At 65.4% G+C, this 24369-nt stretch carries 25 protein-coding genes; 12 read left to right on the top strand and 13 right to left on the bottom strand.

Annotated features, from left to right (window positions below):
• Positions 1 to 9: 9 nt before the first annotated feature.
• Together ACNFJ7_RS03020 and ACNFJ7_RS03015 are read right to left on the bottom strand one after the other, a co-directional pair.
• Positions 10 to 606, bottom strand: a complete 597-nt coding sequence (locus tag ACNFJ7_RS03020) for a DUF1826 domain-containing protein (protein ID WP_058805458.1) — start codon at positions 604 to 606, stop codon at positions 10 to 12.
• Positions 603 to 1859, bottom strand: coding sequence for a GTP-binding protein (locus ACNFJ7_RS03015; RefSeq protein ID WP_019371012.1), 1257 nt, complete (start codon positions 1857 to 1859; stop codon positions 603 to 605). Before ACNFJ7_RS03015 ends, ACNFJ7_RS03020 begins: the two co-directional genes overlap by 4 nt.
• Positions 1860 to 1978: 119 nt before the next feature.
• Here ACNFJ7_RS03015 and ACNFJ7_RS03010 point away from each other — a divergent pair, with 119 nt between their 5' ends.
• Together ACNFJ7_RS03010 and ACNFJ7_RS03005 are read left to right on the top strand one after the other, a co-directional pair.
• Positions 1979 to 2782, top strand: a complete 804-nt coding sequence (locus ACNFJ7_RS03010; protein ID WP_019371011.1) for a fructosamine kinase family protein — start codon at positions 1979 to 1981, stop codon at positions 2780 to 2782.
• Positions 2783 to 2923: 141 nt separating this feature from the next.
• Positions 2924 to 3559, top strand: coding sequence for a VIT1/CCC1 transporter family protein (locus tag ACNFJ7_RS03005; RefSeq protein WP_019371010.1), 636 nt, complete (start codon positions 2924 to 2926; stop codon positions 3557 to 3559).
• 516 nt (positions 3560 to 4075) lie between these two features.
• Here ACNFJ7_RS03005 and ACNFJ7_RS03000 read toward each other — a convergent pair.
• On the bottom strand, positions 4076 to 5572 hold the full coding sequence (locus tag ACNFJ7_RS03000; RefSeq protein ID WP_019370663.1) for a replicative DNA helicase: 1497 nt from the start codon (positions 5570 to 5572) through the stop codon (positions 4076 to 4078).
• A gap of 82 nt (positions 5573 to 5654) precedes the next feature.
• Between ACNFJ7_RS03000 and ACNFJ7_RS02995 the strand changes: the two genes are divergently transcribed.
• The 3 genes from ACNFJ7_RS02995 (at position 5655) to dcd (ending at position 7344) form a co-directional block, all read left to right on the top strand.
• Positions 5655 to 6137, top strand: coding sequence for a UPF0262 family protein (locus ACNFJ7_RS02995; protein WP_019370662.1), 483 nt, complete (start codon positions 5655 to 5657; stop codon positions 6135 to 6137).
• A gap of 5 nt (positions 6138 to 6142) precedes the next feature.
• Positions 6143 to 6592 carry a cytidine deaminase gene (locus ACNFJ7_RS02990; protein WP_019370661.1) on the top strand — a complete coding sequence of 150 codons (450 nt, stop codon included), beginning with the start codon at positions 6143 to 6145 and terminating at the stop codon, positions 6590 to 6592.
• A gap of 197 nt (positions 6593 to 6789) precedes the next feature.
• Entirely contained in the window at positions 6790 to 7344 is a 555-nt protein-coding gene (gene dcd, locus ACNFJ7_RS02985; protein ID WP_019370660.1) for a dCTP deaminase, read from the top strand.
• Between the two features lie 61 nt (positions 7345 to 7405).
• Here the strand turns inward: dcd and ACNFJ7_RS02980 are convergent, their stop codons facing one another.
• From ACNFJ7_RS02980 to ACNFJ7_RS02960, 5 genes are all read right to left on the bottom strand, one after another.
• A complete protein-coding gene (locus tag ACNFJ7_RS02980) occupies positions 7406 to 7762 on the bottom strand; it encodes a hypothetical protein (RefSeq protein ID WP_019370659.1) in 357 nt (118 codons plus the stop codon).
• 180 nt (positions 7763 to 7942) lie between these two features.
• Positions 7943 to 8368: an ExbD/TolR family protein gene (locus ACNFJ7_RS02975; RefSeq protein ID WP_026009339.1), complete on the bottom strand. Its 426-nt coding sequence runs from the start codon at positions 8366 to 8368 to the stop codon at positions 7943 to 7945.
• A 25-nt stretch (positions 8369 to 8393) separates the two neighbouring features.
• On the bottom strand, positions 8394 to 8873 hold the full coding sequence (locus ACNFJ7_RS02970) for an ExbD/TolR family protein (protein WP_019370657.1): 480 nt from the start codon (positions 8871 to 8873) through the stop codon (positions 8394 to 8396).
• 84 nt (positions 8874 to 8957) lie between these two features.
• Positions 8958 to 9758, bottom strand: coding sequence for a MotA/TolQ/ExbB proton channel family protein (locus ACNFJ7_RS02965; protein ID WP_019370656.1), 801 nt, complete (start codon positions 9756 to 9758; stop codon positions 8958 to 8960).
• A 75-nt stretch (positions 9759 to 9833) separates the two neighbouring features.
• Positions 9834 to 10508, bottom strand: coding sequence for a TonB family protein (locus ACNFJ7_RS02960; protein WP_026009338.1), 675 nt, complete (start codon positions 10506 to 10508; stop codon positions 9834 to 9836).
• 167 nt (positions 10509 to 10675) lie between these two features.
• Here ACNFJ7_RS02960 and ACNFJ7_RS02955 point away from each other — a divergent pair, with 167 nt between their 5' ends.
• Positions 10676 to 11572 (top strand): hypothetical protein, encoded by an 897-nt coding sequence (locus ACNFJ7_RS02955; RefSeq protein WP_236704455.1) that lies wholly within the window; start codon positions 10676 to 10678, stop codon positions 11570 to 11572.
• Positions 11573 to 11604: 32 nt separating this feature from the next.
• On the opposite strand, the gene ACNFJ7_RS02950 is transcribed toward ACNFJ7_RS02955, so the two are convergent.
• On the bottom strand, positions 11605 to 11976 hold the full coding sequence (locus tag ACNFJ7_RS02950; protein ID WP_026009336.1) for a dihydroneopterin aldolase: 372 nt from the start codon (positions 11974 to 11976) through the stop codon (positions 11605 to 11607).
• A gap of 173 nt (positions 11977 to 12149) precedes the next feature.
• On the opposite strand from ACNFJ7_RS02950, the gene ACNFJ7_RS02945 reads away from it, so the two are divergent.
• From ACNFJ7_RS02945 to ACNFJ7_RS02930, 4 genes are read left to right on the top strand one after another with little or no spacing between them, the layout of a single operon-like run.
• Positions 12150 to 12671 (top strand): GNAT family N-acetyltransferase, encoded by a 522-nt coding sequence (locus ACNFJ7_RS02945; protein WP_050990202.1) that lies wholly within the window; start codon positions 12150 to 12152, stop codon positions 12669 to 12671.
• Positions 12672 to 12729: 58 nt separating this feature from the next.
• On the top strand, positions 12730 to 13296 hold the full coding sequence (locus tag ACNFJ7_RS02940) for a DUF1285 domain-containing protein (protein WP_026009334.1): 567 nt from the start codon (positions 12730 to 12732) through the stop codon (positions 13294 to 13296).
• Positions 13293 to 13889 carry a CoA pyrophosphatase gene (locus ACNFJ7_RS02935; RefSeq protein ID WP_019370649.1) on the top strand — a complete coding sequence of 199 codons (597 nt, stop codon included), beginning with the start codon at positions 13293 to 13295 and terminating at the stop codon, positions 13887 to 13889. Before ACNFJ7_RS02940 ends, ACNFJ7_RS02935 begins: the two co-directional genes overlap by 4 nt.
• Positions 13877 to 15124 carry a CCA tRNA nucleotidyltransferase gene (locus ACNFJ7_RS02930; RefSeq protein ID WP_019370648.1) on the top strand — a complete coding sequence of 416 codons (1248 nt, stop codon included), beginning with the start codon at positions 13877 to 13879 and terminating at the stop codon, positions 15122 to 15124. Before ACNFJ7_RS02935 ends, ACNFJ7_RS02930 begins: the two co-directional genes overlap by 13 nt.
• Here the strand turns inward: ACNFJ7_RS02930 and ACNFJ7_RS02925 are convergent.
• Both ACNFJ7_RS02925 and parC read right to left on the bottom strand, forming a co-directional pair.
• The gene (locus ACNFJ7_RS02925) at positions 15064 to 16743 is read right to left on the bottom strand and encodes a putative bifunctional diguanylate cyclase/phosphodiesterase (protein ID WP_019370647.1); all 1680 of its coding nucleotides are present in this window, start codon (positions 16741 to 16743) and stop codon (positions 15064 to 15066) included. The genes ACNFJ7_RS02930 and ACNFJ7_RS02925 overlap by 61 nt on opposite strands.
• A gap of 100 nt (positions 16744 to 16843) precedes the next feature.
• The gene (gene parC, locus ACNFJ7_RS02920) at positions 16844 to 19084 is read right to left on the bottom strand and encodes a DNA topoisomerase IV subunit A (RefSeq protein ID WP_019370646.1); all 2241 of its coding nucleotides are present in this window, start codon (positions 19082 to 19084) and stop codon (positions 16844 to 16846) included.
• Between the two features lie 271 nt (positions 19085 to 19355).
• On the opposite strand from parC, the gene ACNFJ7_RS02915 reads away from it, so the two are divergent.
• Complete coding sequence (locus ACNFJ7_RS02915; RefSeq protein ID WP_019370645.1) at positions 19356 to 20198, top strand: DUF4349 domain-containing protein; 843 nt, start codon at positions 19356 to 19358, stop codon at positions 20196 to 20198.
• 51 nt (positions 20199 to 20249) lie between these two features.
• Here the strand turns inward: ACNFJ7_RS02915 and ACNFJ7_RS02910 are convergent, their stop codons facing one another.
• Positions 20250 to 22238, bottom strand: a complete 1989-nt coding sequence (locus tag ACNFJ7_RS02910) for an HAD-IIIC family phosphatase (RefSeq protein ID WP_019370644.1) — start codon at positions 22236 to 22238, stop codon at positions 20250 to 20252.
• A gap of 13 nt (positions 22239 to 22251) precedes the next feature.
• Positions 22252 to 23043 (bottom strand): hypothetical protein, encoded by a 792-nt coding sequence (locus ACNFJ7_RS02905; protein ID WP_236704456.1) that lies wholly within the window; start codon positions 23041 to 23043, stop codon positions 22252 to 22254.
• Positions 23044 to 23578: 535 nt separating this feature from the next.
• On the opposite strand from ACNFJ7_RS02905, the gene purC reads away from it, so the two are divergent.
• Positions 23579 to 24358 carry a phosphoribosylaminoimidazolesuccinocarboxamide synthase gene (gene purC / locus ACNFJ7_RS02900; protein ID WP_019370642.1) on the top strand — a complete coding sequence of 260 codons (780 nt, stop codon included), beginning with the start codon at positions 23579 to 23581 and terminating at the stop codon, positions 24356 to 24358.
• Positions 24359 to 24369: the final 11 nt, after the last annotated feature.

The following is a 24369-nucleotide window of genomic DNA, read 5'->3' as shown; positions in this document are numbered from 1 at the left end:
TCCCGCGGATCAGCCGGTCAGGTCCTCCGTATCGAGGACCAGCATCAGCCGGCACTCTCCCGTCGCCACGATCGGTGGCGAGCGATGCAGCACGCGCGGCATTGGATGGAGCAGCCGCCCCTTGAAGATGCCGACGTCGCCGGTCGCCATCGCATTGATCGTGTCGGGGGCATCGGCGCGTATCCACTGCGTCGCCGGCCCGACATAGGTTTTGAGCAGCCGCCACGCGACGTAATCGGCGTGGAACTTGCGGCAGGCATCGGTTTCCACCACCTGCAGCCGCAACGCCAGACGCCGGCGTCCGGTGATCTCGGCGAAGCACGCAGCGAGCGCGAGGCAATCCTCGCTCAGCGCCATCGCGGCGCTTGCCGGATAGCCGGCGACCCGGAGCGTGCCGGCGAAGCTTGCCGCACCGACATCCACGTCCAGCACCAGATCGACATCGTCGATCGCCGCCAGCGGCAGCCCGGCCAAGGCGCGGGCCAACTGCGGATCGGGCGCGGGCGACCATAGCGCCAGCGCCACCTCCGCCGCCAGGATGCGCCGCAACACCGCCGCGTCTGCGCCACGCGCCACCGCGGCGTCGAGTGCTGCCACCGCGCTCATGCGAGCACCGCCTGCTCGGCGGTCCAGGCGGGAAACGGATCGGCGAGCTGCGTCCAGGCGCCAGGATCGAAGGCATCGGCGGCGATCAGACACCCGTCGAGCGCACGGGTGATCGCCGCCTGGTCCATGTCGATGCCGATGAACACCAGCTCCTGCCGGCGATCGCCCCAATCGCCATCCCAATGCGCCACCACGAATTCCTCGAACCGGCCATCGGCAGGCCAATGGTGCTTGGGGACCGAGGCCCACCAGCGGCCGAGCCGCGCCGTCATGGTCTGCCGCCCGGCGACTGCCAGTTCGCCCACCCAATGGGGCCGTGTCGCCAGCCAGAAATGCCCCTTGGCACGGATCACCTGGGCCAGGCCGCCTTCGGTGAGGAAGCGATAGAAGCGCGCCGGATCGAACGGCCGCCGCGCCCGATAGACGAAGCTTTCAATGCCATATTCCTCGCTTTCCGGGCGATGGCTGGCATAGCCGTAGAGCTCCTTCGCCCAGAGCGGATTGCGCGCCGCCGCTTCCTCGTCAAAGCGGCCGGTGCCCAGCACAGCATCCAGCCCCACGCAGGCCCGATCCGCCGTAACGATGCGGGCATCGGCATTGAGCGATGCGACAAGCTGCTTCACCCGCGCGAGCTGCGCCGGGGACACATCGCTCGCCTTGTTGACGATCACCACATCGGCGAATTCGATCTGCTCGACCAACAGCCCCACCAGGCTGCGCGTATCCTCCTCACCCAGCGATTCACCGCGATCGGCGAGGAAATCCTCGCTGTCGAAATCGGCGAGCAGGTTCAGCGCATCCACCACCGTCACCATCGTATCCAGCCGCGCGACATCGCCGAGGCTCTGGCCGGCTTCGTCGCGGAAGCTGAAGGTAGCGGCGACCGGCAGCGGCTCCGAAATGCCGGTACTTTCAATCACCAGATAGTCGAACCGCCCCGCCTCGGCGAGCGTGCGCACCTCCTTCAACAGATCGTCACGCAACGTGCAGCAGATGCAGCCATTCGTCATTTCCACCAGCGCTTCCTCGCTGCGCGACAGCGCCGCTTCGCCCCCGCGCACCAGATCCGCATCGATGTTCACTTCCGACATATCGTTGACGATCACCGCCACGCGCTTGCCTTCGCGATTGGCGAGGATGTGGTTGAGCAGCGTCGTCTTGCCGGCGCCCAGGAAGCCGGAAAGAACGGTGACCGGCAAACGGCGATCGGGTGCAAGGGAAGCGGAAGAGGGCGGCATCGGATACTCGCTCATGAGAATGATATGTTATATCGTCTAGCTCGTAACGGAGACTTCGTCCAGTCCTGGGGGAGCGGGCATGGCACGGCCGAACCACCCTTTCCAAATCGCCTCCTCCGGCCCACAGTCAGCCGATGCTTGCCAGCCTTGCCTCCCGCGCGGCGACCGCGCTCGGCACCACGGTCCTCGGATGCGCGCCGCTCGCGGGGGGCGATCTCTCCGCCGTCCATCGCCTGCGCCTCGGGGACGGCGGCAGCGCGATTGCCAAGCAGGGCCCCTTGGTGGCCGTGGAGGCGGCCATGCTGGCGGCGATCGCGGCAAGCGGCGCCCCCGCCCCGCAGGTGCTGGCGCTGGCCGACGATCTGCTGCTGTTGCAGGAATGCCCGGCGGGCGGCCAGCTTGGCGCGGCGTGGGAGGATCTGGCCGAAACGCTCGCTTGCCTCCATGCCGTCACGGCGCCCGACTATGGCTGGCCCGTCGACTATGCCTTTGGCCGCGTTGCGATTCCGAATGGACCTGCGGCGGACTGGCCCAGCTTCTGGGCGGAGCATCGCCTGCGCTGCCATCTGCCGCACCTGCAGCCGCCGCTTGCCCGGCGGGTCGAGGCGCTGGCGGATCGCCTGCCGGATCTGCTACCCGCCCGTCCCCCGCCCGCGCTGCTTCACGGTGATCTGTGGGGCGGCAACATCCTGGTGGCGGAGGGGCGGATCAGCGCGCTGATCGATCCGGCCTGCTGTTACGGCGATCGGGAGGTGGATGCGGCGATGCTCAGCCTGTTCGACGCCCCGCCGGCACGCTTCTTCGACGCGCTGGCGCTCCCGCCCGGCTGGAAGGCGCGGCAGCCCATCTACCGGTTGTGGCCGCTGCTCGTGCATCTGCGCCTGTTCGGGACGAGCTATTCCGCCGCCGTCGAAGCGGCGCTGCGCGAGGTGACGTAGCGGCTGACCCTTCGGAAAGTCCCCGATCGCCCCGCCGGCTCCGCGACACCATCCCAAGCGCCTCCATCACCCCGGGCAGCCCGCCATGCCCCCGTACGCGAAAAGCATCTCGTCGCCCGGATCGACTGGCTGCGCGCCGCCGTGCTGGGGGCGAATGACGGCCTCGTCTCCACCGCCAGCCTGATCCTGGGCGTCGCCGCCTCGGGGGGCGAGCGGCCCGCGATGCTCGTCGCGGGCGTGGCGGGGCTGGTGGCAGGCGCGATGTCGATGGCGGCGGGCGAATATGTCTCGGTCAGCGCGCAGGCCGATACCGAGCGCGCCGACCTCGCCCGCGAGCGGGTGGAACTCGCCACCGTGCCCGAGGCCGAGCTGCGCGAGCTGGCCGCCATCTATGTCGGCCGCGGCGTCGATCCCGCGACGGCCAAGGCGGTGGCCGAGCAGATGATGGCGCACGACGCGCTGGGCGCCCACGCCCGCGACGAGCTCCACATCACCGAGATGACGACCGCGCGCCCGGTGGTCGCCGCGCTCACCTCGGCGGCAACATTTACGGCGGGCGCGGCGCTGCCGCTGCTGCTCGCCGCGCTGCTGCCGATGCGCTGGATGGCGGCGGGGGAAGCGGCGGGATCGATCCTGTTCCTCGCCCTGCTCGGCACGCTGGGCGCGATCACCGGCGGGGCCAGGCCGCTCAAGCCGGTGGTGCGGGTGGTGTTCTGGGGCGCGCTGGCAATGGCGCTGACGGCTGGGATCGGGCGGGTTGTGGGGACGAGTGTTTGAAGTGCCCCACACTCGTCGTCGCGACCTTCACGTTTACGAACGAAGCGAAACGACTATGATCGCGGTTAGCACTTGAGATCGGATGCGGATCGGATGAAGTCTCCCTTGGCACGATCGCTCGGTTTCGATTTCTGGATCGGCTTTCTCGTGATCCCGATATCCCTCTTTTTTGCATGGGTGGGTTTCTCCAATGGAAGCGGCCGCAATTTCCTGGGGTCCCTCCTTCTTGCCATCATTTTTCTCTGGAAGATGATCGATCGCGTTCGGAAGGTCCGGCTTGCCAGGCTGCTGGACCAGAACCCGAAGGTTCGCGACATCTACCATTCGGTCGAGCGATAGTCCCTGATCCGATAAAGAGCTCGACGCGCCAGCGCCAATCCAAAGCCCCTCCCCTTCAGGGGAGGGGTTGGGGGTGGGGCATGACCGGGAAGCGAGTCCCGCGATCGAAGCGGAGTCCCCCACCCCAACCCCTCCCCTGAAGGGGAGGGGCTAGGCAGCCTCAGCCGCCTGCCCTTCTCAATACCCCTCCGGCGCCAGATCGCTGAACTTGGTGAACTGCCGGTCGAAGCGCATATGCACCGAGCCCGTGGCACCATGGCGCTGCTTGGCGATGATCACCGTCGCCTTGTTCGCCACTTCCAGCTGGCGCGCCTGCCATTCCTCATAGGCCATGCGCTCCTCGGCGGTCTCGGTGCCGTCGGGGATCTTCGTCGGGGCCTTGAAGTCGTGATAATATTCGTCGCGATACACGAACAGCACGATATCGGCGTCCTGCTCGATCGAGCCGGATTCGCGAAGGTCGGAGAGCTGCGGGCGCTTGTCCTCGCGGCTTTCCACCGCGCGGCTGAGCTGGGAGAGCGCCAGCACCGGCACATGAAGTTCCTTGGCCAGCGTCTTGAGGCCGCGCGAAATCTCCGAGATTTCCTGCACGCGCCCGTCGCCCGAGGCCTTGGCCGAGCCGGTGAGCAGCTGGAGATAGTCGACGATCACCATGCCGATCTTGTGCTGGCGCTTGAGCCGCCGGGCGCGGGTGCGAAGCGCGGCGATGGTGAGGCCGGGCGTGTCGTCGATATAGAGCGGCAGCCGCTCCAGATCGCCCGCGGCGCGCGCGAACTTCTGGAACTCGGCATTGCTCAGCTGGCCGGTACGCAGCTTTTCCGAGACGACCTCGGCCTGTTCGGACAGGATACGCATCGCCAGCTGGTCGGCCGACATTTCGAGGCTGAAGAACGCCACCGGCGCGCCGATCGACTTCTCCTCAGCGATGCCCGCGTCGAGATCGTCCATGTAGCGCTTGGCGGCGTTGAACGCGATGTTGGTGGCGAGCGAGGTCTTGCCCATGCCGGGGCGACCGGCGAGGATCAACAGGTCCGATCGGTTGAAACCACCGGTCGAGGCGTTGAGGTCGCTCAGCCCCGTGGTGATGCCCGAGATGCCGCCGCCCGAGTTCATCGCCTTTTCGGCTTGGCGGACGGCGAGCGTGGCGGCGCGGGTGAAGGACTTCACGCCGGCTTCCGAATCGCCCTGCTCGGCAACCTGGTAGAGCCGGAGTTCGGCCTGCTCGATCTGCTTGGAGGGATTGATGTCCTGGCTGGTGTCGAGCGCGCCCTCCACCATGCCGCGGCCCACATCGACCAGCGCGCGGAGCTGGGCGAGATCGTAGATCTGGTCGGCGAAGGAGCGCGCGCCGATCAGGCTGGCCGGGTTGCCGGTCAGCTGGGCGAGATAGGCCGGGCCGCCCAGCTCCTTCATCGCCGGATCGTTGGCGAAAAGCGGGCGCAGCGTCACCGGGGTGGCGAGGCGGTTGTCGCCGACGAGATGGGCGATCTGCTCGTAGATGCGGCCGTGCAGCGGCTCGAAGAAATGCTCGGGTCGGAGCTTCTGGAGGACGTCTTCCGCGACTCGGTTGTCGATCATCATCGCGCCGAGCAGCGCTGCTTCGGCTTCGACATTTTGGGGGAGACTCAGGCCCTCTTGGGGCTCGGGTGCAGGAAAGGGAATCGGCTGTGCCATGGCTTCCTCATCGGCCTACGCGGGGGGTACGGCAACCGGCATGGCTTGTGGAAAACGGGGAATGCTTCCAAAGCTGGGACCTATGGCCGATCCGCGGATCATCGACGTGACCCTCGACGAGCGCACCATTCTTTGGCGCTCGGCGGATATCGAGCAGGAACGCCGGATCGCAATTTACGATCTGCTCGAGGACAACCACTTCGCCCCCCAGCGCGAACATGCCGATGGCTATGCCGGGCCGTACAAGCTGCAACTGAGCGTCGAAGAAGGACGGCTGGCGCTGGCGATCAAACGCGCCGACGATACGCCGCTGGAGACGATCGTGCTGGGCTTGGCGCGCTTTCGCCGGCCGATCCGCGACTATTTCGCGATCTGCGACAGCTATTACCAAGCGATCCGCAACGCGACGCCGGCGCAGATCGAGACCGTCGACATGGCCCGGCGCGGCATTCACAATGACAGCGCCGAACTGTTGCGGACGGCGCTGGACGGCAAGATCGACGTCGATTTCGATACCGCGCGACGGCTGTTCACGCTGATCTGCGTGCTCCACATCAAGGGATGACTTTCATGACGACGGACCCCAGCGCGCTGATCGCAGCCGCGCGCAAAGCTGCGCGCAACGCGCACGCCCCCTATTCGAATTTCGGCGTGGGTGCCGCCGTGCTGCTGACCGACGGCACCGTGGTGACGGGCGCCAATTTCGAGAATGCCAGCTACGGCCTGTCGCTCTGCGCCGAGACGGTGGCGCTGGCAACGGTATCCGCACAGGGCCGGCTGCGTGACGTGGCGGAGATCGCCGTGATCGGCGGGCCGATCGGCGCGGACGGGGTACCCACCGGCACAGCCCCGGTCAGCCCCTGCGGGCGCTGCCGCCAGGTGATCAATGAGGCGGCGCAGCTGGGCAAGCGCGATCTGCCCGTCCATTGCGGCGCCGCCGAGGGCGATGCGGTGGCGAGCTATCGCCTGTCCGAGCTGCTGCCCCAGGCGTTCGGCCCGGGGGATCTGGGGATTAGTTGAGGGGTTGCCGCCGGCACCCCTTCCCGCCGTCATCCCCGCGAAGGCGGGGATCCATTGGCGCTGAATTGGCGGTCCCTGCCCCCGGCGTCCTGGCAAATGGATTCCCGCCTTCGCGGGAATGATGATGGAGGTTTGAACGGCCGAGGTCCCCACCCCCAAACTTGACGCCGCGCCCCCTCCCCCGCACTACCGCGCGCATGTCCATTCTTTCCGACCGCTGGATTCGCGAGCAGGCGCTCAACCACGGCATGATCGAGCCTTTCGTCGAGAGCCAGCGGCGCGAGGGCTGCATCAGCTACGGCCTGTCCTCCTATGGCTATGACGCGCGGGTGGCGGACGAGTTCAAGATCTTCACCAATGTCGACAGCGCGGTGGTGGATCCGAAGAATTTCGATGCGAACAGCTTCGTCGACCGCAAGACCGACGTGTGCGTCATCCCGCCCAACAGCTTCGCGCTGGCGCGGACGGTGGAGTATTTCCGGGTGCCGCGCGACGTGCTGGTGATCTGCCTCGGCAAATCCACCTATGCGCGCTGCGGTATCATCGTGAATGTCACGCCGCTGGAGCCGGAATGGGAAGGCCATGTGACGCTGGAATTTTCCAACACCACGCCGCTGCCGGCGAAGATCTACGCCAATGAAGGCGCGTGCCAGTTCCTGTTCCTGAAGGGCGAGCAGGCCTGCGAGACGAGCTATGCCGACCGCGCGGGCAAATATATGGGCCAGCGCGGCGTAACGCTGCCGCGGCTGTAACGCGCCGGCCGACTACCGGGCGGCGTGGCAATGCGCCCGCCGCTCCGGAAATCGAAGTCAGTCAGCGAAGCGCCGTCCGCTGGCGCAGATCCAGATAGCGCAAGCCGGCGCGAGCGACGCTGTGCGATCCTGCGGTACGCTGGTTTGAAAGATCCAGCACGACTTCATCCTGCGACAACACCTGCTGGTACAGCGTACCCGCTTCGGCGAACCGGCCGGTGCCGTAGTACACGGCCGCCAAGTTCAGCAGCACTTCAGGCCGCGGGCTGTCGCGCAACGCTCCAAGCAATTTCTGTTCGGCCTTGGCAAAGGCGCCCGTGCTGATTTCGGTCGCGGCCACGCTCGCGTCCTGCGCGGCGGCCGGCATTGCCATTCCCAGCAGCGGCACCAAGGCCGCAGCGACAAGTTTGATCGACATGCAACGCTCCTCTCATCATGTTACGCCAACGCTACATTTTTATGACAGTTGGGTGACACATAGGTGACATAGAGGTTGCAGCCGCGCAATAGGGGAAATCGCCGGAGGCGCGCGGCAGCCGGGCACAAAAAAGGCGGCCCCGAAGGGCCGCCTTCCCAAAATACTCCGACCCGCTGGGGATCAGAAATCGTTACGATACTGCTCGTTGCCGACGAAACCCAGCTTGGTGACGTTGGCACGCTTGATGATGGCAAGCGTGCTGTCCACCACTTCATACCGTGCCGCAGGATCCGGCTGGAAGTGCAGCTCCGGCTCCGGAGAGCGCTGCAGCGATGCATCCAGATACTGGCGCAGCTGCACATCGTTGATCGGCATGCTGTTCCAGAACACCTGGCCCTGTGCGTCGATATAGACCTTGTTCTTGTCCGGTTCGACGGGGCTGGCCGGGGTGTTGCTCGGCTGGGGCAGATCCACCTTCACGGCATGGGTCTGCACCGGAATGGTGATGATGAACATGATGAGGAGCACGAGCATGACGTCGATCAACGGCGTCGTGTTCATGTCCATCATCGGCTCGCCGTCATCACGGCCCGCGCTCATTGCCATTGTGGTAACTCCTTAAACGGGCCGATCAGAGCCGGGCTGTCGACGAACCGGGTTCCGGTTCGGAAATGAAGCCGACCTTCACGAAACCCGCCATCTGCATTGTGTAGATGGTGCCGCCAATGCAGCGATAGGGCGTGTTGACGTCGCCGCGAATGTGAACCTCCGGAAGTTCGAGGCCGGCGGCATTCGGGCCACCCTGGCGATCGATCTCGGCCTTCAGCTTCACGACGGCGCGGTCCAGCAACTCACCATGGTTGACGCGGGTAAGACCCCAGTAGACCTCGCAACCGCCCGGACCGCCCTTGATGGAAAGCGACACGTTCTCGGGCTTGGTCGTCGTCACCTCGTACTGCACCTTCGGCAGCGCGAGATCGACCGTCTGGATCACAACGGGAACGGCGATGAGGAAGATGATCAGGAGAACCAGCATCACGTCCACGAGGGGCGTGGTGTTGATCTCTGACATCGGTGCGTCGTCGCCGCCGCTGCCTGTGCTAATCGCCATTGGGCGTAATCCTATCCTCTTGTACGCCGGATCGTCGTCCGGCGGCGGGACTGCGCGTTACGTGGCAGTCCCGCGGCCTTGATCTTACGGGCGGGTCTGAACGCCGCCAGCCTGGCCGGCGGTGGTCGTCGCCGGCTTCGGCGAAGCGGCAGCGGCCGGCTTCTTGGCGGCTGCGTTCGTCGAAGGCTTCACCTTGCCGTCCGAAGCGAGGTAGCCGAGCACGTCGTTCGAGAACGCATTCAGGTTCTCGGCGATCGACTTGTTACGACGCTGCAGGAAGTTGAAGGCGAGCACCGCCGGAACGGCGACGACGAGACCGAGCGCGGTCATGATCAGCGCTTCACCGACCGGGCCGGCGACGGCGTCGATCGAAGCCTGACCGGCCGAACCGATCTTGATGAGCGCGCGGTAGATACCGATAACCGTACCGAACAGACCGATGAACGGCGAGGTAGCGCCGACGGTCGCGAGGAAGGCGAGACCGCCGCCCAGCGCCGAGTTGATCGAACCTTCCGAACGCGCGAGCGAACCGTGCAGCCAGTCATGCGCTTCGACCGGATCGGTCAGCAGCTTGTACTGCTCCTGCGCTTCGAGACCGTCGTCGACGATCTGGCGATAGGCCGAGTTCTTCTCGAGCTTGGCAGCGCCTTCGCGCAGGCTGTTCGAGCTCCAGAACGTGGCGCGGACGCGCTTCGCCTGGTTGATGATCTTCTGCTGTTCGAACAGCTTGGTGAAGAGGATGTAGAGCGATACGAAGAGCATCAGCACCAGGATCGCGAACACCGTCTGCGAGATCAGGCCGCCTTCCTTGAGCGCCTGCTGAAGGCCATAGGGGCTTTCGCCCGAAGCTGCGGCACCACCGGCAGCGAGAATGGTCGTGAGCATTTTGGGTCTTTCCTCTAAAAGATAGCTTCTTGCGCAAGCCGGTCCGCCTCGCCCGGCGGACCGGAAACCGGAGAGTTACTTTTCAAGCCGCCACGTGAACCGGCCTAGATACGGTGCGGGAATCTTGTTCCCGTCCGCGTCTTCGGCAGGCGTGAAGCGCGCACGGCGCCGCAGCAGATTGCACGCCGTGCTGTCGAGCAACGACGAGCCGCTCGACGACGTGATCGAGCAATTCGCAACCTTGCCCGAAGCGTCCACGTCGAGGCGGAAACCAACCGTACCTTCATCACCCGAACGCTGCGCCGCGGCAGGATAGTCGTCGTTCGTCACCCACGAGCCCGGAGGCGTGCGCGGCTTGAGCCCCTTCGCGATGCGCGGCGGCGCTGGCGGAGCCGGCGGAGCCGGTGGCGCTGGCGGCGCCGGCGGCGAAATCGGCGGCGGCGGCGGGATGATGTTGGTGGTGGCTACCGGCGGCGCAGGCGCAACCGTCTGCACGATGGCCGGCGGCACCACGACTTGCGTCGGGGGCGGCGGCACCGGCGTGTCCGGCGGCGGCGGCGGCGGCGGAATTTCCTCCGGCGGGGGCGGCGGCTCTTCGACCTCGAAGGTCTTCAGCTCTTCCGCCTTCTTCTTGATATATTGGTATGCCAGACCTGTGACGAAGGCATAACCCATGCCAGCCACAATGATCGCGACGATAACGATCGCGACCACACGACTGCCACTTACATTCCGGTCAGCGTAAGCCATTCGGCAACGTCACTCCCTCTAATCCTGCTTGCGACCCTGGCCGGCTGGCTGCCGCGCACAAGTCCGCTCACCCCGGGTCACACTGCGCCCCTGATGGCGAGAGCACCAAGTCTGTATCGTGGCCATACGGACGACGCAAACTCTTTGTCGGACGAATTGGTCGTACAATGCGCGCATGGCAGAATTATTTCTGTATAAGATCGGCACAATCGGCTAGCGGAGGCGGAATGAAACATGCCCTGCCCCTGCTGTTTTGTTGCGTTGCAGCATCGTCGGCGGTTGCGCAAACCGCGCCGCAAACCACGCAAAACCGCGCCGAAGCGCAAACTGTCCTACCCAGTTACGCCACTGTGGCCACCGCCATCACCGGCGCGCCGCTGGTGATCGATGCGCGCATTCGCGACTTAATCCGCATCAAGGAAATTTCTGGCGCGCCGTTAACCTCAGGGCGCGTTCGCCTCTACGTCGAGGCCGATGTTCTCGCGCTGATTCGCGGATCGAGTCCCCTTTCGGCACAGATTTCCTATATCGCCGACGTGCCGCTCGATGCCCGTGGCAAGGTTCCCAAGTTGAAGAAGCAGCGGGTCCTGCTATTCGCTCGCCCGGTGGCCGGTAAAGGCGGTGAGGTTCAGCTGACCGGGATCGACAGCCAGTTCGCCTGGTCCCCGGAACTCGACGCCCTCACCCGCCGCATCACCCGCGATCTTCTTGCGGCGAATGCTGCGCCGGCGATCACCGGCATCGGCAACGCCTTTCACGTGCCTGGTGCACTTCCCGGCGAGGGGGAAACGCAGATCTTCCTGAAGACCGGCAGCGGCGCGCCGATTTCGCTGCAGATCCTGCGGCGCCCGGGCGAACAGACGCGCTGGTCTGTATCTCTGGGCGACATTGTCGACGAAAGCGCCGGTGCGCCGAAGCGCGATACGCTGCTGTGGTTCCGGCTAGCATGCGGTCTGCCGAAATCGCTTCCCGCGGATGCGCTGAATGCCGAATCGCCGCAGAACGCCGAAGCCGCGCGCGAAGATTATCAGCTGGTGCTGCGCGATCTGGGGCCCTGCACCTGAACGTGCGTCCAGCGCCGTCGCCGATCACCGGGTCAGCGGCGGTCTCGAACCAGCGTGATTCCGATTGATTCGTCCCGCTCGGCAATGGCGAGCTTCACGATGCGCACTTCCACCCGGCGCACCCGCGAATCGGAGACGAACAGCGTCTCGCAAATATGTTCGGCCACGGCCTCGATCAGCGTGAAGTGCACGTCTTTCGGCAGCGCGTCGGTTGCCGCATGCTTCAGGTCCATGTAGCTCTTTGACGCACCGAGCGGGGTATCCGGCGCGAATCGCTCGGGAATATCGAGGTCGACGGTCACCGAGATGCGCAGTGGCTGCGGCAGGTGCGTCTCTTCGGAATAGACGCCGGTCAGCAGTTCCACCTGGAGATCGTGCACCTGAAGCTGCAATAGGTCGGGCAAGCAAATGGCCTTTCGCGGGAATGAGGCGGGCGCCATAGCAGATGGCGGCTCGTTCGAAAGCCTGTGCGTTTGCTGCACATGGCCGTGCACGATTCGCGCTTGCGCTTCCACGCCGTGGCAGTAAAGCGCGCGCCCTTCGGCAAAAGGGGCCGGGGCGCGGCGAAGGAAGAGATGTGACACGACTGGTTTCACTCGATTCGATCGACTCGGGTGGCGTTGAGGCGTTGCTCGATCGAGCGTTCGGGGCGGATCGCCACCTGCGCACGGCCTATCGCGTCCGCCGCGGAACCATGCCTATTTCGCCGCTCAGCTTCGCCGCGCTGGACGAAGAGGCCCGGCTCATCGGATCGATCCAGAGCTGGCCCGTCGCGCTGGCGAGTGACACCGGCCCGCTGGTGCCGCTGGTCATGGTCGGCCCCGTGGCGGTCGAACCGGCGCACCAGCAGGCTGGGATCGGGCGCAAGCTGATGCACCATATGCTCGACGCCGCGGATGCGAGTGCCTTGCCCGGAGCAGAGGCGCTGATGCTGATAGGCGATCCCGAATATTATGGCCGCTTCTTCGGATTCGATTCGAGTCGCACCGGGCGGTGGCGTATGCCTGGCCCGTTCGAGCCGCGGCGGCTCTTGGCACGTGGGCCCGCCGTGCCCAACTGCGCAGGCACACTCGTACCGCGCCTGCGCGAGGCCGCCTGATCGCACCGGCGAACCGACGCCTTCGACAAAGCGGGCCGGCGCACGTTAAGGGAACGCCATGCCTAGCCCCCCGCCCCCCGGTTTCTCCGATCTGTCCCTCGCCGAAATCGCAAGGGCCGCCGCGGAAAACCGCCTGCCCCCGGTCGAGAGCTGGAATCCAGCCCATTGCGGCGACAGCGAGATGCGTATCGCCCGCGACGGCACCTGGTATCATCAGGGCGGGCCGATCCAACGCCCGGCGATGGTTCGCCTGTTCTCGACGATTTTGCGGCGGGAGCCGGACGGTCGCTTCGTTCTCGTCACGCCGGTCGAAAAGCTGGACATCGCCGTAGAGGATGCGCCGTTCGTCGCCGTCGAGCTGAAGATCGACGGCACCGGCAGCGACGGCCGCCTCGCCTTCCGGCTCAATACGGACGATGTCGTGGTGGCAGGCCCGAACCATCCGCTACGAATGGAAACCCATGAAGACGGGCCACACCCTTATGTGCAGGTCCGCAAGGGGCTGGATGCGCTGATCTCCCGCGCACTTTACTATGAGCTGGCGCAGCTCGCGCTCGACAACGGCTCCTCGCCTCCGGGAGTCTGGAGCGACGGCGCGTTCTTCGGCCTGGAGCCCGCAGCGTGAAACTGGCGGCGCGGCTGCGCACTGCCCTGGCGCAGGCCCCCCAGCCTGCGGTCCCGCTGCTGCCGGGCGACCTCGCCTTTGTCGATCCAGCCCAGGCGCCCAGCGCGGCCGCAGTGCTGGTCGCGGTCACCGACAGCGCCGAGCCGGGCGTCATCCTTACCCAGCGCAATGCGCAATTGCGCCGGCATGCCGGGCAGATCGCCTTTCCCGGCGGCCGGATCGATGCGGGCGATCGCGACGCGATCGAAGCCGCGCTTCGCGAAGCCGAGGAGGAAATCGCCCTGCCCCGCCGGCACGTGGAGGTGGTGGGCACCGCCGATCGATATCGCACGGTAACCGGCTTCGACGTGACGCCGGTGATCGGGGTTGTCCCTGCCGATCTCGTCCTCGTTGCTTCCGAAGCCGAAGTGGCCGATGTGTTCGAAGTTCCGCTCGGTTTTTTGCTGGACGCGGCCAACCATGCGGAAAAGCACGCAGTCTATCAGGGCCAGCAGCGGCACTATTATGAAATCCAGTGGCAGCAGCGGCGGATATGGGGTGCCACTGCTGCAATGATCATCAACCTTTCCCGACGGATGCAATGGCCGATCTGATTCTTCCCGATGTCGACTGGCGCAATCGCCCGGGCCTTGATTCGCTTACCACCGTGCTGGGCGCCGAAGAGGGGCTCAGCAGGTTCGTGGGCGGCGCCGTGCGAGACGCATTGATCGGCACCCCCGTCGCCGATCTCGATGTCGCCACCATGCTTACGCCGCAAGCGGTTCTGGATCGCTTGAGCACAGCGGGCATTCGCGCCGTGCCGACCGGAATCGACCATGGAACGATCACGGCGGTGCTCGACAGCGGCCCGGTCGAAGTGACGACGCTGCGGCGGGACGTCTCCACCGATGGGCGCCGGGCAACCGTCGCCTTCACCGAAGATTGGCGCGAAGACGCCGCCCGCCGCGATTTTACGATCAACGCGCTCTACGCTGATCCCGCCACGGGCCGCCTGTTCGATTATTTCGGAGGGCTGGAGGATCTGGCGGCACGGCGCGTGCGCTTCATCGGCGATCCGATCCGGCGCATCGCGGAAGACCATCTCCGCATCCTGCGCTTCTTCCGCTTCCTCGCGCGCTTCGGCGACACGCCCGATGCCGAAGGGCTGGACGCATGCACCGCGCGTGCGCGCGACCTGATGGCGCTCAGCCGCGAGCGTATCCGCGACGAATTGCTGAAGCTGTTGATCGCACGCGACGCTGTGCGCGTCGTACGGATCATGCTGGATCGCGGCATCCTCCTCCCGGTGCTACCTGAAATTACCTCCGAAACGTCCCTGGCAGCACTCGCTGCACGGGAGGCAATGGTAGGCGCGGCCCCCGATCCGATCCGCCGGCTGGCTGCGCTGCTGCCTGCCGACAGCGGAACGGCGGAGGCGATCGGTGCCCGGCTCAAGCTGTCCAACGCGCAGCGCAAGCGGCTTGTGCTCGCGACCGATACTGCCGGTGTCGAAGACCCGCGCGGGCTCGCCTATCGCCTGGGCCGCGAGACAGCCGAAGACCGCGTGCTGCTCGCGCTCTCCGACCCGGCAGTGCTGCCGCATGCGTGGAGCCAGCTTCGGGAGTGGGACATTCCTCGCCTGCCTCTCACCGGCGGTGCGCTGGTGGAACGCGGCCTCGCCAAGGGGCCGGACGTCGCACGGGCGCTGCGCGCGGTCGAGGATCGCTGGATCGCCGAAGGCTTCCCGCCCGCCGACCGGGTCGCCGCGCTCGCCGACAGCGTCGTCGATCAGGCGTTGCGCGCACCGATCAAGGCAAAGGCTTCGTCGCCGGGCAGCGGCCGGGCATAGTGATAGCCCTGGCCAAAGGTGCATCCTAGCGCGGCCAGCGTCTGCGCCAGCTCGATGCTCTCGATGCCCTCCGCCGTCGTCTGCATGCCCAGCGCGAGCGCCAGGCTGAGGATCGCGCGAATGATGGCGATCTTGTCGCGATCGGCCAGCATGCCGGTGACGAAGCTGCGATCGATCTTCAGAACGTCGATCGGCAGCTTTTGCAGATAGGCAAGGTTGGAATAGCCGGTGCCGAAATCGTCCATCGCGAGCGTCGTGCCCAGTTCCTTGAGCGCGCCCATCGTTCGCGCGATGCGATCCGGATCGGTGACGATCGCGCTTTCGGTCAGTTCCAGGGTGAAGCGCGATCCCGGCACGCCATGCCGATCGATCGCCGCCTTCACCAACGCGCCGATATGGTCGCGCTGCAGCTGAATGGCCGAAAGGTTCACTGCGACTTTGACGCCACAATTGCCGCCCGCGCGCGCATCCCATTCGGCCAGCGTCCGCGCGGCCTCGTCCATCGCCCAGCGGCCGAGCGGCACGATCAGCCCCGATTCCTCCGCCACGGGGATGAAGGCATTGGGCGAAATCGCCACGCCCTCCTCCGTCGTCCAGCGCGCCAGCGCTTCGAACGAGGTGATCTTGCCACTCGCAAGGTCACAGATCGGCTGGAAGTTCAGCGTCATGCAGCCATTTTCAATGGCGCGGCGAAGCTCGGTCTCGATCGCGAACTGTTCGCGCGCCAGATCGAGCGCGCGCGTGTGATAGATTTCGGTTCGGCCGCTCTTCTTGGCGCGCCGCACGGCGAACTGGGCGTTGCGGATCAGATCTTCGGCATCGCCATCGATATCCGAACCGAGTGCGATCCCGATCGAGCAATCGATGCGGATTTCGAAGCTGGAGAGGCGAAACGGATTGGTGAAGGCGGCATGGATGCGCTTCGCGACATGGGCCGCGTCGCCCGCCCCCTGATCGAGAGACATCAAAACCCCGAACTCGTCACCCCCGATCCGAGCGAGCGTATCGTGGCCGCGCAGCGCGCCTTTCAGCCGGCGGGCGACGGAGATGAGCAGTTCGTCGCCGGCCAGCGCGCCCATGCAGGCATTGACGCGGCTGAAACGATCGAGATTGATTACCAGCACCGCGTGGCCGGCCGCTTCGCTGGGACAAATACGTTCTTCCAGATCGTCCGAGAAACCGGCCCGGTTCGGCAGACCTGTCAGGCTGTCCGTCGCCATTTCGCGGCGGAGGCTCTGTTCGGTGCGTAGCTCGGACGTGTGGTCAACGAGCGTGATCAGGCATTGTCGCACCGTCTTCTCGCGCCGCGCCAACAGAACGCGGAAATGGCGGCTGTCCACCTCGTCACCGAAGCGCCAGGCGATTTCCTCCTGCGTCGCCTCCGATTCCAGGAAGCTGCCAATCCTGCCTCCCAGCAGCCGGATTACCGGCGATTCGGCCGCAGTCGTGCCGAGGCCGGCGAGGCGAAACGGACCGTTGGCCGCGATCAGGACAACGCCGTCTTCCGTCCATTCGAGCACCGCGGCAGGCACCGGGAGCAGCTCGATCAGCGCACCCGCGTCCGACAGCTGCGCGGGATTACGTTCCTTGATCCGCGGAGCGGGCTCCACGGTGCGCATGTTTAGAGCCCTGACTCTTCGGAACGCCATCGCCCGCTGTCTACGTGGAAACAGTTAAGGCGCTCTGAAACCCTTGCGGATCAATTGTGATTCGAACGAATTAGAATCGATTGTCGCGAGGAAATCCGGTGGGTGGCATCCGCCCCGCAGCGCCGCGAGCCGCGCGCCATGGCGTAAGATCCGCTTCCGATCGATAGCGCCCCTGCTCGCCCCCCATTCGCCAGCGCAAGCCATCCGCGAAGCGGAAGGTGATCACGTCCGAAAGTCCGCCGTCGCGATAGCGCTGGAGTTGCACACCCTGGCCGCGCGTCATCTCCGCCACTTCCGGCAGCGGAAAGACCAGCATTTTGCGATTGTCGCCGATCACCGCGACGAAATCGTCGTCCGGCCCGATCGGGCGCACCAGTTTCAGGTGCGCACCGGACCGCGGCGTGACCACCTGCTTGCCCTTGCGCGTTTCGGCGATGACTTCCTGCGCGCTGACCACGAAGCCGCGACCGTCGCTGGCAGCCACCAATAGTTTCGGCGCGGTGCTCGCCGGCAGCAACGTGACGATCTGCCGTTCCGCCTCCAGATCGATCAACAACCGCACTGGCTCGCCAAAGCCGCGGCCGCCGGGCAGCTTGTCCGCCCCCAGCGTGTAGAAACGGCCATTATCCGCGGCGAGCAGCAGCTTGTCGGTGGTCTGGGCGTGGAAGGCCAGGAACGGCCCGTCGCCTTCCTTGAACTTCAGCGCCTCCCCGCCGAGATCCTCGACATGACCCTTCATCGCGCGGATCCATCCGCGCTGCGAGAGGATGACGGTGATCGGCTCGCGCTCGATCATCGCCTCCAGCGGGATCTCGCGGGCAGGCGCCATCTCGACGATCGCGGTGCGGCGGGCGCCGAGCGGGGTATCCAGGCCGTAGCGCGCGATCATCTTGCCGAGCGCGCGCTTCATCCAGGTGCGCTGGCGGGCTTCCGAGCCGAGCAACGTCTCCAGCTCGGCCTGTTCCTTCTCCAGCTTCTCCTGCTCGCGGCGGAGCTCCATCTCCTCCAGCTTGCGCAAGCTGCGCAGCCGCATGTTGAGGATCGCCTCGGCCTGGCGATCGGTGAGGCTGAACTCCGCCATCATGATCGGCTTGGGCTCGTCCTCGGTGCGGATGATCTCGATCACCCGGTCGAGGTTGAGATAGGCGGTGATATAGCCGCGCAGCAGCTCGAGCCGGTCGGCGATCTTCTCCAGCCGGTGCTGCGACTTGCGCTGGAGCACCACGAACTGGTGCTCGAGCCAGCCGGCGAGCGCCTCGGCCAGGCTCATCACCCGCGGCGTACGGTTCTTGTCGAGCACGTTGAGGTTGAGCGGCACCCGCACTTCGAGGTCAGACAAGCGATAGAGGCTGTCCATCAGCGTGTCGGCGTCTACGGTGCGGCTGCGCGGTTCGAGGACGATGCGGATGTCCTCCGCCGATTCGTCGCGCACGTCGCCGAGGATCGGCAGCTTCTTGTCGTTGACCAGCGCGGCGATGCCCTCGATCAACTTACCCTTCTGCACGCCATAGGGGATCTCGCTGACGATCAGGTGCCAGCCGCCGCCCTTCTCGGTCACCTTCTCGATCTTCGCCCGCACGCGAAAGCTGCCCCGGCCGGTGGCATAGGCCTCGGCGATCGCGGCGGGGCTGTCGACCGCGAGACCCCCGGTCGGGAAGTCCGGGCCCTTCACATAGTCGAGGACGTTGGCCTGCGGATTGTCGATCAGCGCGACGGCGGCCTGCATCAGCTCGGCGGCGTTGTGCGGCGGGATGCTGGTCGCCATGCCCACTGCGATGCCGGCCGCGCCATTGGCGAGCAGGTTCGGGAACAGGCCGGGGAACAGCTCCGGCTCCTCGTCCTCGCCGTTATAGGTCGGGCGGAAATCGACGGCATTCTCGTCGAGCCCGTCCATCAAGTCTATCGCGACCTGGGTCAGCCGCGCCTCGGTGTACCGGTAGGCGGCGGCATTATCGCCGTCGATATTGCCGAAATTGCCCTGCCCGTCGACCAGCGGATAGCGGAGCGCAAACGTCTGGGCCAAGCGCACCATCGCGTCATAGACCGACGCGTCGCCATGCGGGTGATACTTACCGATCACATCGCCCACGACACGCGCGCACTTCTTATAGCCGCTCGCCGGATCAAGCCGCAGCAGCCGCATCGCCCAGAGCAGCCGGCGGTGGACCGGCTTCAGCCCGTCGCGGACATCGGGAAGCGAGCGCGCGGTGATCGTCGACAGCGCATAGACCAGGTAGCGCTCGGAAAGCGCGCTGTCGAAGGGCACATCGGAGGCGCCGGAAGGTTCGGAAACGTCGGTGTCGAGGCTCATCGCTATCCCGGATAGCAGGCCGGAAGGGGAAACGCCAAGGGCGTTCCCCTTATGATCCGTGCTAATTGTTTCGGCGACAGCGGGTGCGGCGAGATCGACGCAGGCTTTGGCGAACAACCCCGGTGCTGAACTAACCTTCCCTGCAGTTACAGTTTCTTACGGAAAACAATGCGCGGAATGCCCAATTTTTGCCCCACATGTGGCAAGAATGTGTCTTGACGATATCCTAGTTTGATGATGGATTTTGCGCATCACCAAGGGAGGGATGAGGATGCGCAAGGTTCTGGCCATGAGTTCCGCGGCACTGCTCGCGGCCTGTTCTGCCAAGGAGGATGCCACGTCGGGCCGACAAGGCGGAGCTGAGACGGTTGCCGAACATGCGCCGGAAGCGCTCGGCGCTGAGGCGATCAGCATCGCTGTCCCGCAACTGGCCTACCGCTATTCGCTGCGCTTCCAGCTGCCCGAAGCGCGCCTGGCCGCCACGCAGGAATCGCATCACGCCCTTTGCCAGGGGCTCGGGCCCGCGCGGTGCCAGCTGGTTGCACTTACCCGCGGCGACGAGAACAACGGTGCCGGCGAAGCGCAGCTGAAGCTTCGCGTGGCCACCGCCGACGCGACTTACTTTACCGGCGAGGCCGCTCGACAGGTGGCGGCCGCGGGTGGCACGGCGCCAGCCACCAACGTCAGCGGCGAAGACGTGTCGAAGGACCTGAGCGATACCGCCGCCCGCATCCGCCAGCGCGAGGTGCTGGTTGCCCGGCTGACGGAGATGCTGCGCACGCGCAAAGGATCGGTCAGCGAACTGGTCGATGCCGAACGCAGCGTCGCGGCAGCCCAGGAGGAACTGGATAAGGCCCGCGCCTGGCTCGGCGAACTGCGCGGTCGGATTTCGATGGCGGAAGTTGACATTCGCTATCAACCGCTCGCGGCACCAGCATCGGGTGCCAGTGTCGGCGCGGCGCTGGGCATGGCGGCGCAAGGCTCGGCGGTTACGTTCGTTTGGGGAATGCAGGCGCTGCTGTCGCTGGCGATCTATCTGCTGCCCTGGGCGGCGGTATTCGCCGCCGGCGCAACGGTCGTGGCGCTGCTCCGCCGCCGCACGCCCGCGAACTGAGCCGGACGCACCAGCGGGCGGCAGCGGATGCAAACGCCTAGATCGCGGGCATCACGGTCCTGCATGCTGTGCGATTTGCCCGCGAACGGCCAGAGATCCGCGCCGGAAGGTCGGCGCTTCGCGCTCCATTTCCGCGGCTGTCATGAGCGCGAGCGCACGATCTTGCTTCCCGGCAGCACCCAGCAGAAGCGCCAGCGCAAAGAGCGTGCCGTCCGCCAGTGCCTCAACCGCAAGGTTCCCCTCGGGCGAAACGGCCTGCTCGAGCAACGATGCGCCGAGTTCGGCAAGATCGCGGCCGCCGGCGCCGATGGCACGAGCCGCGATCGAGATTTCGCCGCTGCCGCAGATGCCGACGATCGCCACCAGCGCCTGGATCAGCAGGGTCTGCCCCAGTTCGGACGATGCGAGCGCAGGGCGTGCCGCCAGCCCGCCGAGCAGGTCGGGCAGCACCACCAACTGATTGCCGCCAAGCGCCGCCTGGCCAGCGGTCACGAACGCGGCATCGTCGAGAGTGTCCAGCGCGGGCGCGTCACTTTCGTTCGCAAGCCGGTCGAGCCAATCGTCCAGGTGCGCGGCGATGCGCTGCAGCAGCGTCGGATGATAATGGCTCACGTCCGACAGCATGTCCGCTTCCGCGAACGCGCCGATGTCGATCAGGTGCATCCAGCTGCAGGACTCGGCCGCACGCCGCCATTCCGCGTTCAGCGCGATCGTCCGTTGACGGCTATGGGCCATGTGCGGACGATATTTGTCCTCTGGCATGTTCTCCGGGCACAGGAAGATCAGCGCACGCGTGCCCCGCGCAGCGAAGAAGCTGCAGAACCGCTCGACACACGCACGGTAGATGCCGTTTTCGAGCTGGGGCAGCGCGCGCGACGGCCAGCGCGGATTGCTGTAATCGATGCCGGGACCAAACACGATTGCCTGCGGATAGCGCTGGCGCCCATGTTCGCCGTCGAGCACGTAGCGCATGCCGAACAGCCTGGGATTGTTGTCGAATTCAAGCACGTCTCGATGACGACTGAAATGGGCGATACCCCCGGATTGGCAGTCGAACATGATCCGGGCCCGGGGCTCGCGCACCGCTTGGCCACGAAGCGACGCCAAGCGACGTACGCGAATGTCCGGGTCGTGGAAGGAACGATCCGTTACCCAGGCAGGATCGCGCACCGAGAAGCGATCGGACCAGTGGGAGATATCGATCGAGGGGTGTTTCTCCCGCACCTTGCGCAGCGCATAGGCTTCCAGTCCCATATGCATCGCGCGACAGGAAAAGGTGAAATGCTCGAAGCGCTGGCTGGCGCGATCAACCATCACGAACCCGACCAGCCCATAGTCGCCGTAGCGATCCCACGCGAAGATCGACCAGCTGTCGTGCCGGGCTACATCGATGACCGCTGCCTCCAGCACGGCGCGATCGACGCGTGACTGCGTATAGTTGAGCTGGTTGGAGCGGTTGATCAGCTCCACGATGCGGTCGAGAAAATCGAGATTGTCCATCAGGAACGGAGCACAAGCCTCGATCCCGCAGCTGTGCAGAAACGCCTCGTTCGACAGGTCGCCCGCGGCCTGGTCCCGCTTCTTCGCTTCCAGGATGCGATACTCGGCGACGCGGTTACGCGAGGGCTTCTGCTGCGTGAGGATCGCTTCCAGCGTCGCGTCCGCATCGGCGGCGGTGATATCGAGCAGTTGGACGTCCGGCAGAAGATGCCCGACTTCCTGCAGATTGGCACGATTGTCGTCGACGAACAGCACGTCGCAAGGGCGCAGTTGCATGTCGTCGATGATCGCCGCGACCGCCGGTCCCTTGGGCACGAACGCGATACGAGGAAATACGAATGCGTCCCACAAGCCGAAGGCGCGCAACTGCGACTCGGCGGCTTGCGGGTCGTTCTTGGAACAGATCGCCGAAACGACGCCGTGGTCGTTCAACCGCCGCACCAGATCGAAGCGCGATGCGAACGGCGTGACCGTTTCGCCTTCTGCCAGGGTTCCCCGCCACAGCGTGTCGTCGAGGTCCCAGATGACGAGCTTTACCATCGCGTGCCGTCGATTACAGGACGAGCCGGCGGAAGAAGCTGCGGTTCTTGCGAACCGTTGCCTGGACCTGTTCAGGCAGCTCGCTCAGCTTGCGCCTTGGGATCGCCGACGTCCGATGCGACGGGCCGATCGACACCAGGAGCGAGAGCATCGCGCGACGCCGAAGCGGGGGCGTGCCCCGATGCAGCGCGAAGGTATTGACGAAATAGACGTCGCCCTTCTCCGCCAGGACGACGCCGGCGCCATTGGCCTGCTTCAGCGCCTCGAGTTCGCCATCACCGAACCGTCGCACCTCGTGAAAGGCGCGGAGAGCCGACGTCTTCGGGATCAGTTCCAGGGGACCGTCCTCGCGCCCTTCGATGGTGGTGAGCGGCACGAATATGCGGAGGCAATTGAGCGGCTCCGCGCAGTCGCGATGCCAGTTCTGGTTCTGGTACGCCGCGTTCGTCGGCTGCGATATCCAGGCCCAGGCCCAGCTCAACGCCGCCTTCGGCCCCAGCGCTTCGCGACAGAATGCGATCAGATCGGGGTTCGCGCAGATCTCGAGAAAGGCGGGATCCGCGAATAGACGCTCGGTCTGCATCATCAAGAATGGGTGCCGGGCCGTTTCCGGCGCGCCGATATGCTCGAAGCCGTCGAGATAGGGATCGGTGAAACGCTGTGGCGCGAACAGCGAGGACGCCAGCCGATCCACCAGACCGGTATCGAGCATCTTATCGGCAAAATGGAAGTCGAGCTCGCGAAACTCTGCCGCGCGCGGCGTGCGACCGATGCGGGCGAACGGCTGGCGCAACAGTCGTTCCACGCGTCCGAGCCGGCTAAGGCGAGCCGGGTCGTTCGATTTGGTGCGCAGGCCCCAAATATAATTATGGGCGTAATTCGCATAGAGGGAGTGACGCAGCCGGCGCAGCTGACCGTCGCGTCTGACCCCCGCTGCGACCTGCTGTACATAGGAAGACACATCTACTTCTGGCATGTGGTCCAGGCCGACCCACGCCGCCTTGCGAAACGTCACCATCTGTCAAATCCAATTCAGTCCGGTCGTTTCCATTTTAGGATATTCGATGGAAGACAGGATCGATGCCGGAAATTTCTGGTTAATGCTCCGGTGCGGCCTTTGTTGATTACGCATATTCAGCCCGGAGCACGTTGGATGCCCTTGCAACCATGGTCCGCGGTGCCGGCCCGGGTAGCCGCCCGAGCTTGGCCTGAACGCCCCCCGCCCCGGATTGCGTGCCCGCCCCCCTTCCGGTATAGGGCCAGACCTTCCAGAGCCCCGGATGTCGCGTGGAGAAATCCCGTGCCGCCGGGGCAACGCATTTCCAAGGGACTAGGCCGACATGGCACGCCGCCGGCAAATCTACGAAGGCAAGGCTAAGATTCTCTACGAGGGTCCGGAGCCCGGCACGCTGATCCAGTATTTCAAGGACGATGCGACGGCCTTCAATGCCCAGAAAAAGGGCACGATCAACGGCAAGGGCGTGCTCAACAACCGCATCAGCGAGCATGTATTCACGCTGCTCGCCGGCATCGGCATTCCCACCCATTTCATCCGTCGGCTCAACATGCGCGAGCAGCTGATCCGTCAGGTCGAGATCGTGCCGATCGAAGTCGTCGTCCGCAACGTCGTGGCGGGCTCGCTCGCCAAGAAGCTGGGCATCGAGGAAGGCACGCCGCTGCCGCGCACCATCGTCGAATATTACTACAAGGACGATGCGCTCGGCGACCCGATGGTCACCGACGAGCATATCCTGGCGTTCGGCTGGGCGAGCCAGGAAGAGCTGCACGACATGGCCGACATGGCCATCCGCGTGAACGACTTCCTCTCGGGCCTGTTCGCCGGGATCGGCATCCGCCTCGTGGACTTCAAGCTCGAATTCGGCCGCATCTGGGAAAATGAGTATGGCCGGATCATCCTGGCCGACGAGATCAGCCCCGACGGCTGCCGCCTCTGGGATATCGCCACCGGCGAGAAGCTCGACAAGGATCGCTTCCGCCGGGATCTGGGTGGCGAAGTGGAGGCCTATCAGGAAGTGGCTCGCCGCCTCGGCCTGTTCCCGGAAGGCGACGCGTCCGACGTGCTGGACCTGGAGACGCACCGCAAGAAGCGGGGCAAGTAAACGCCTTGGAT

The sequence above is a fragment of the Sphingomonas sp. HT-1 genome (assembly GCF_048568905.1).
Lineage (GTDB): Bacteria > Pseudomonadota > Alphaproteobacteria > Sphingomonadales > Sphingomonadaceae > Sphingomonas.
This window is presented reverse-complemented; position numbering and strand designations above follow the sequence as displayed.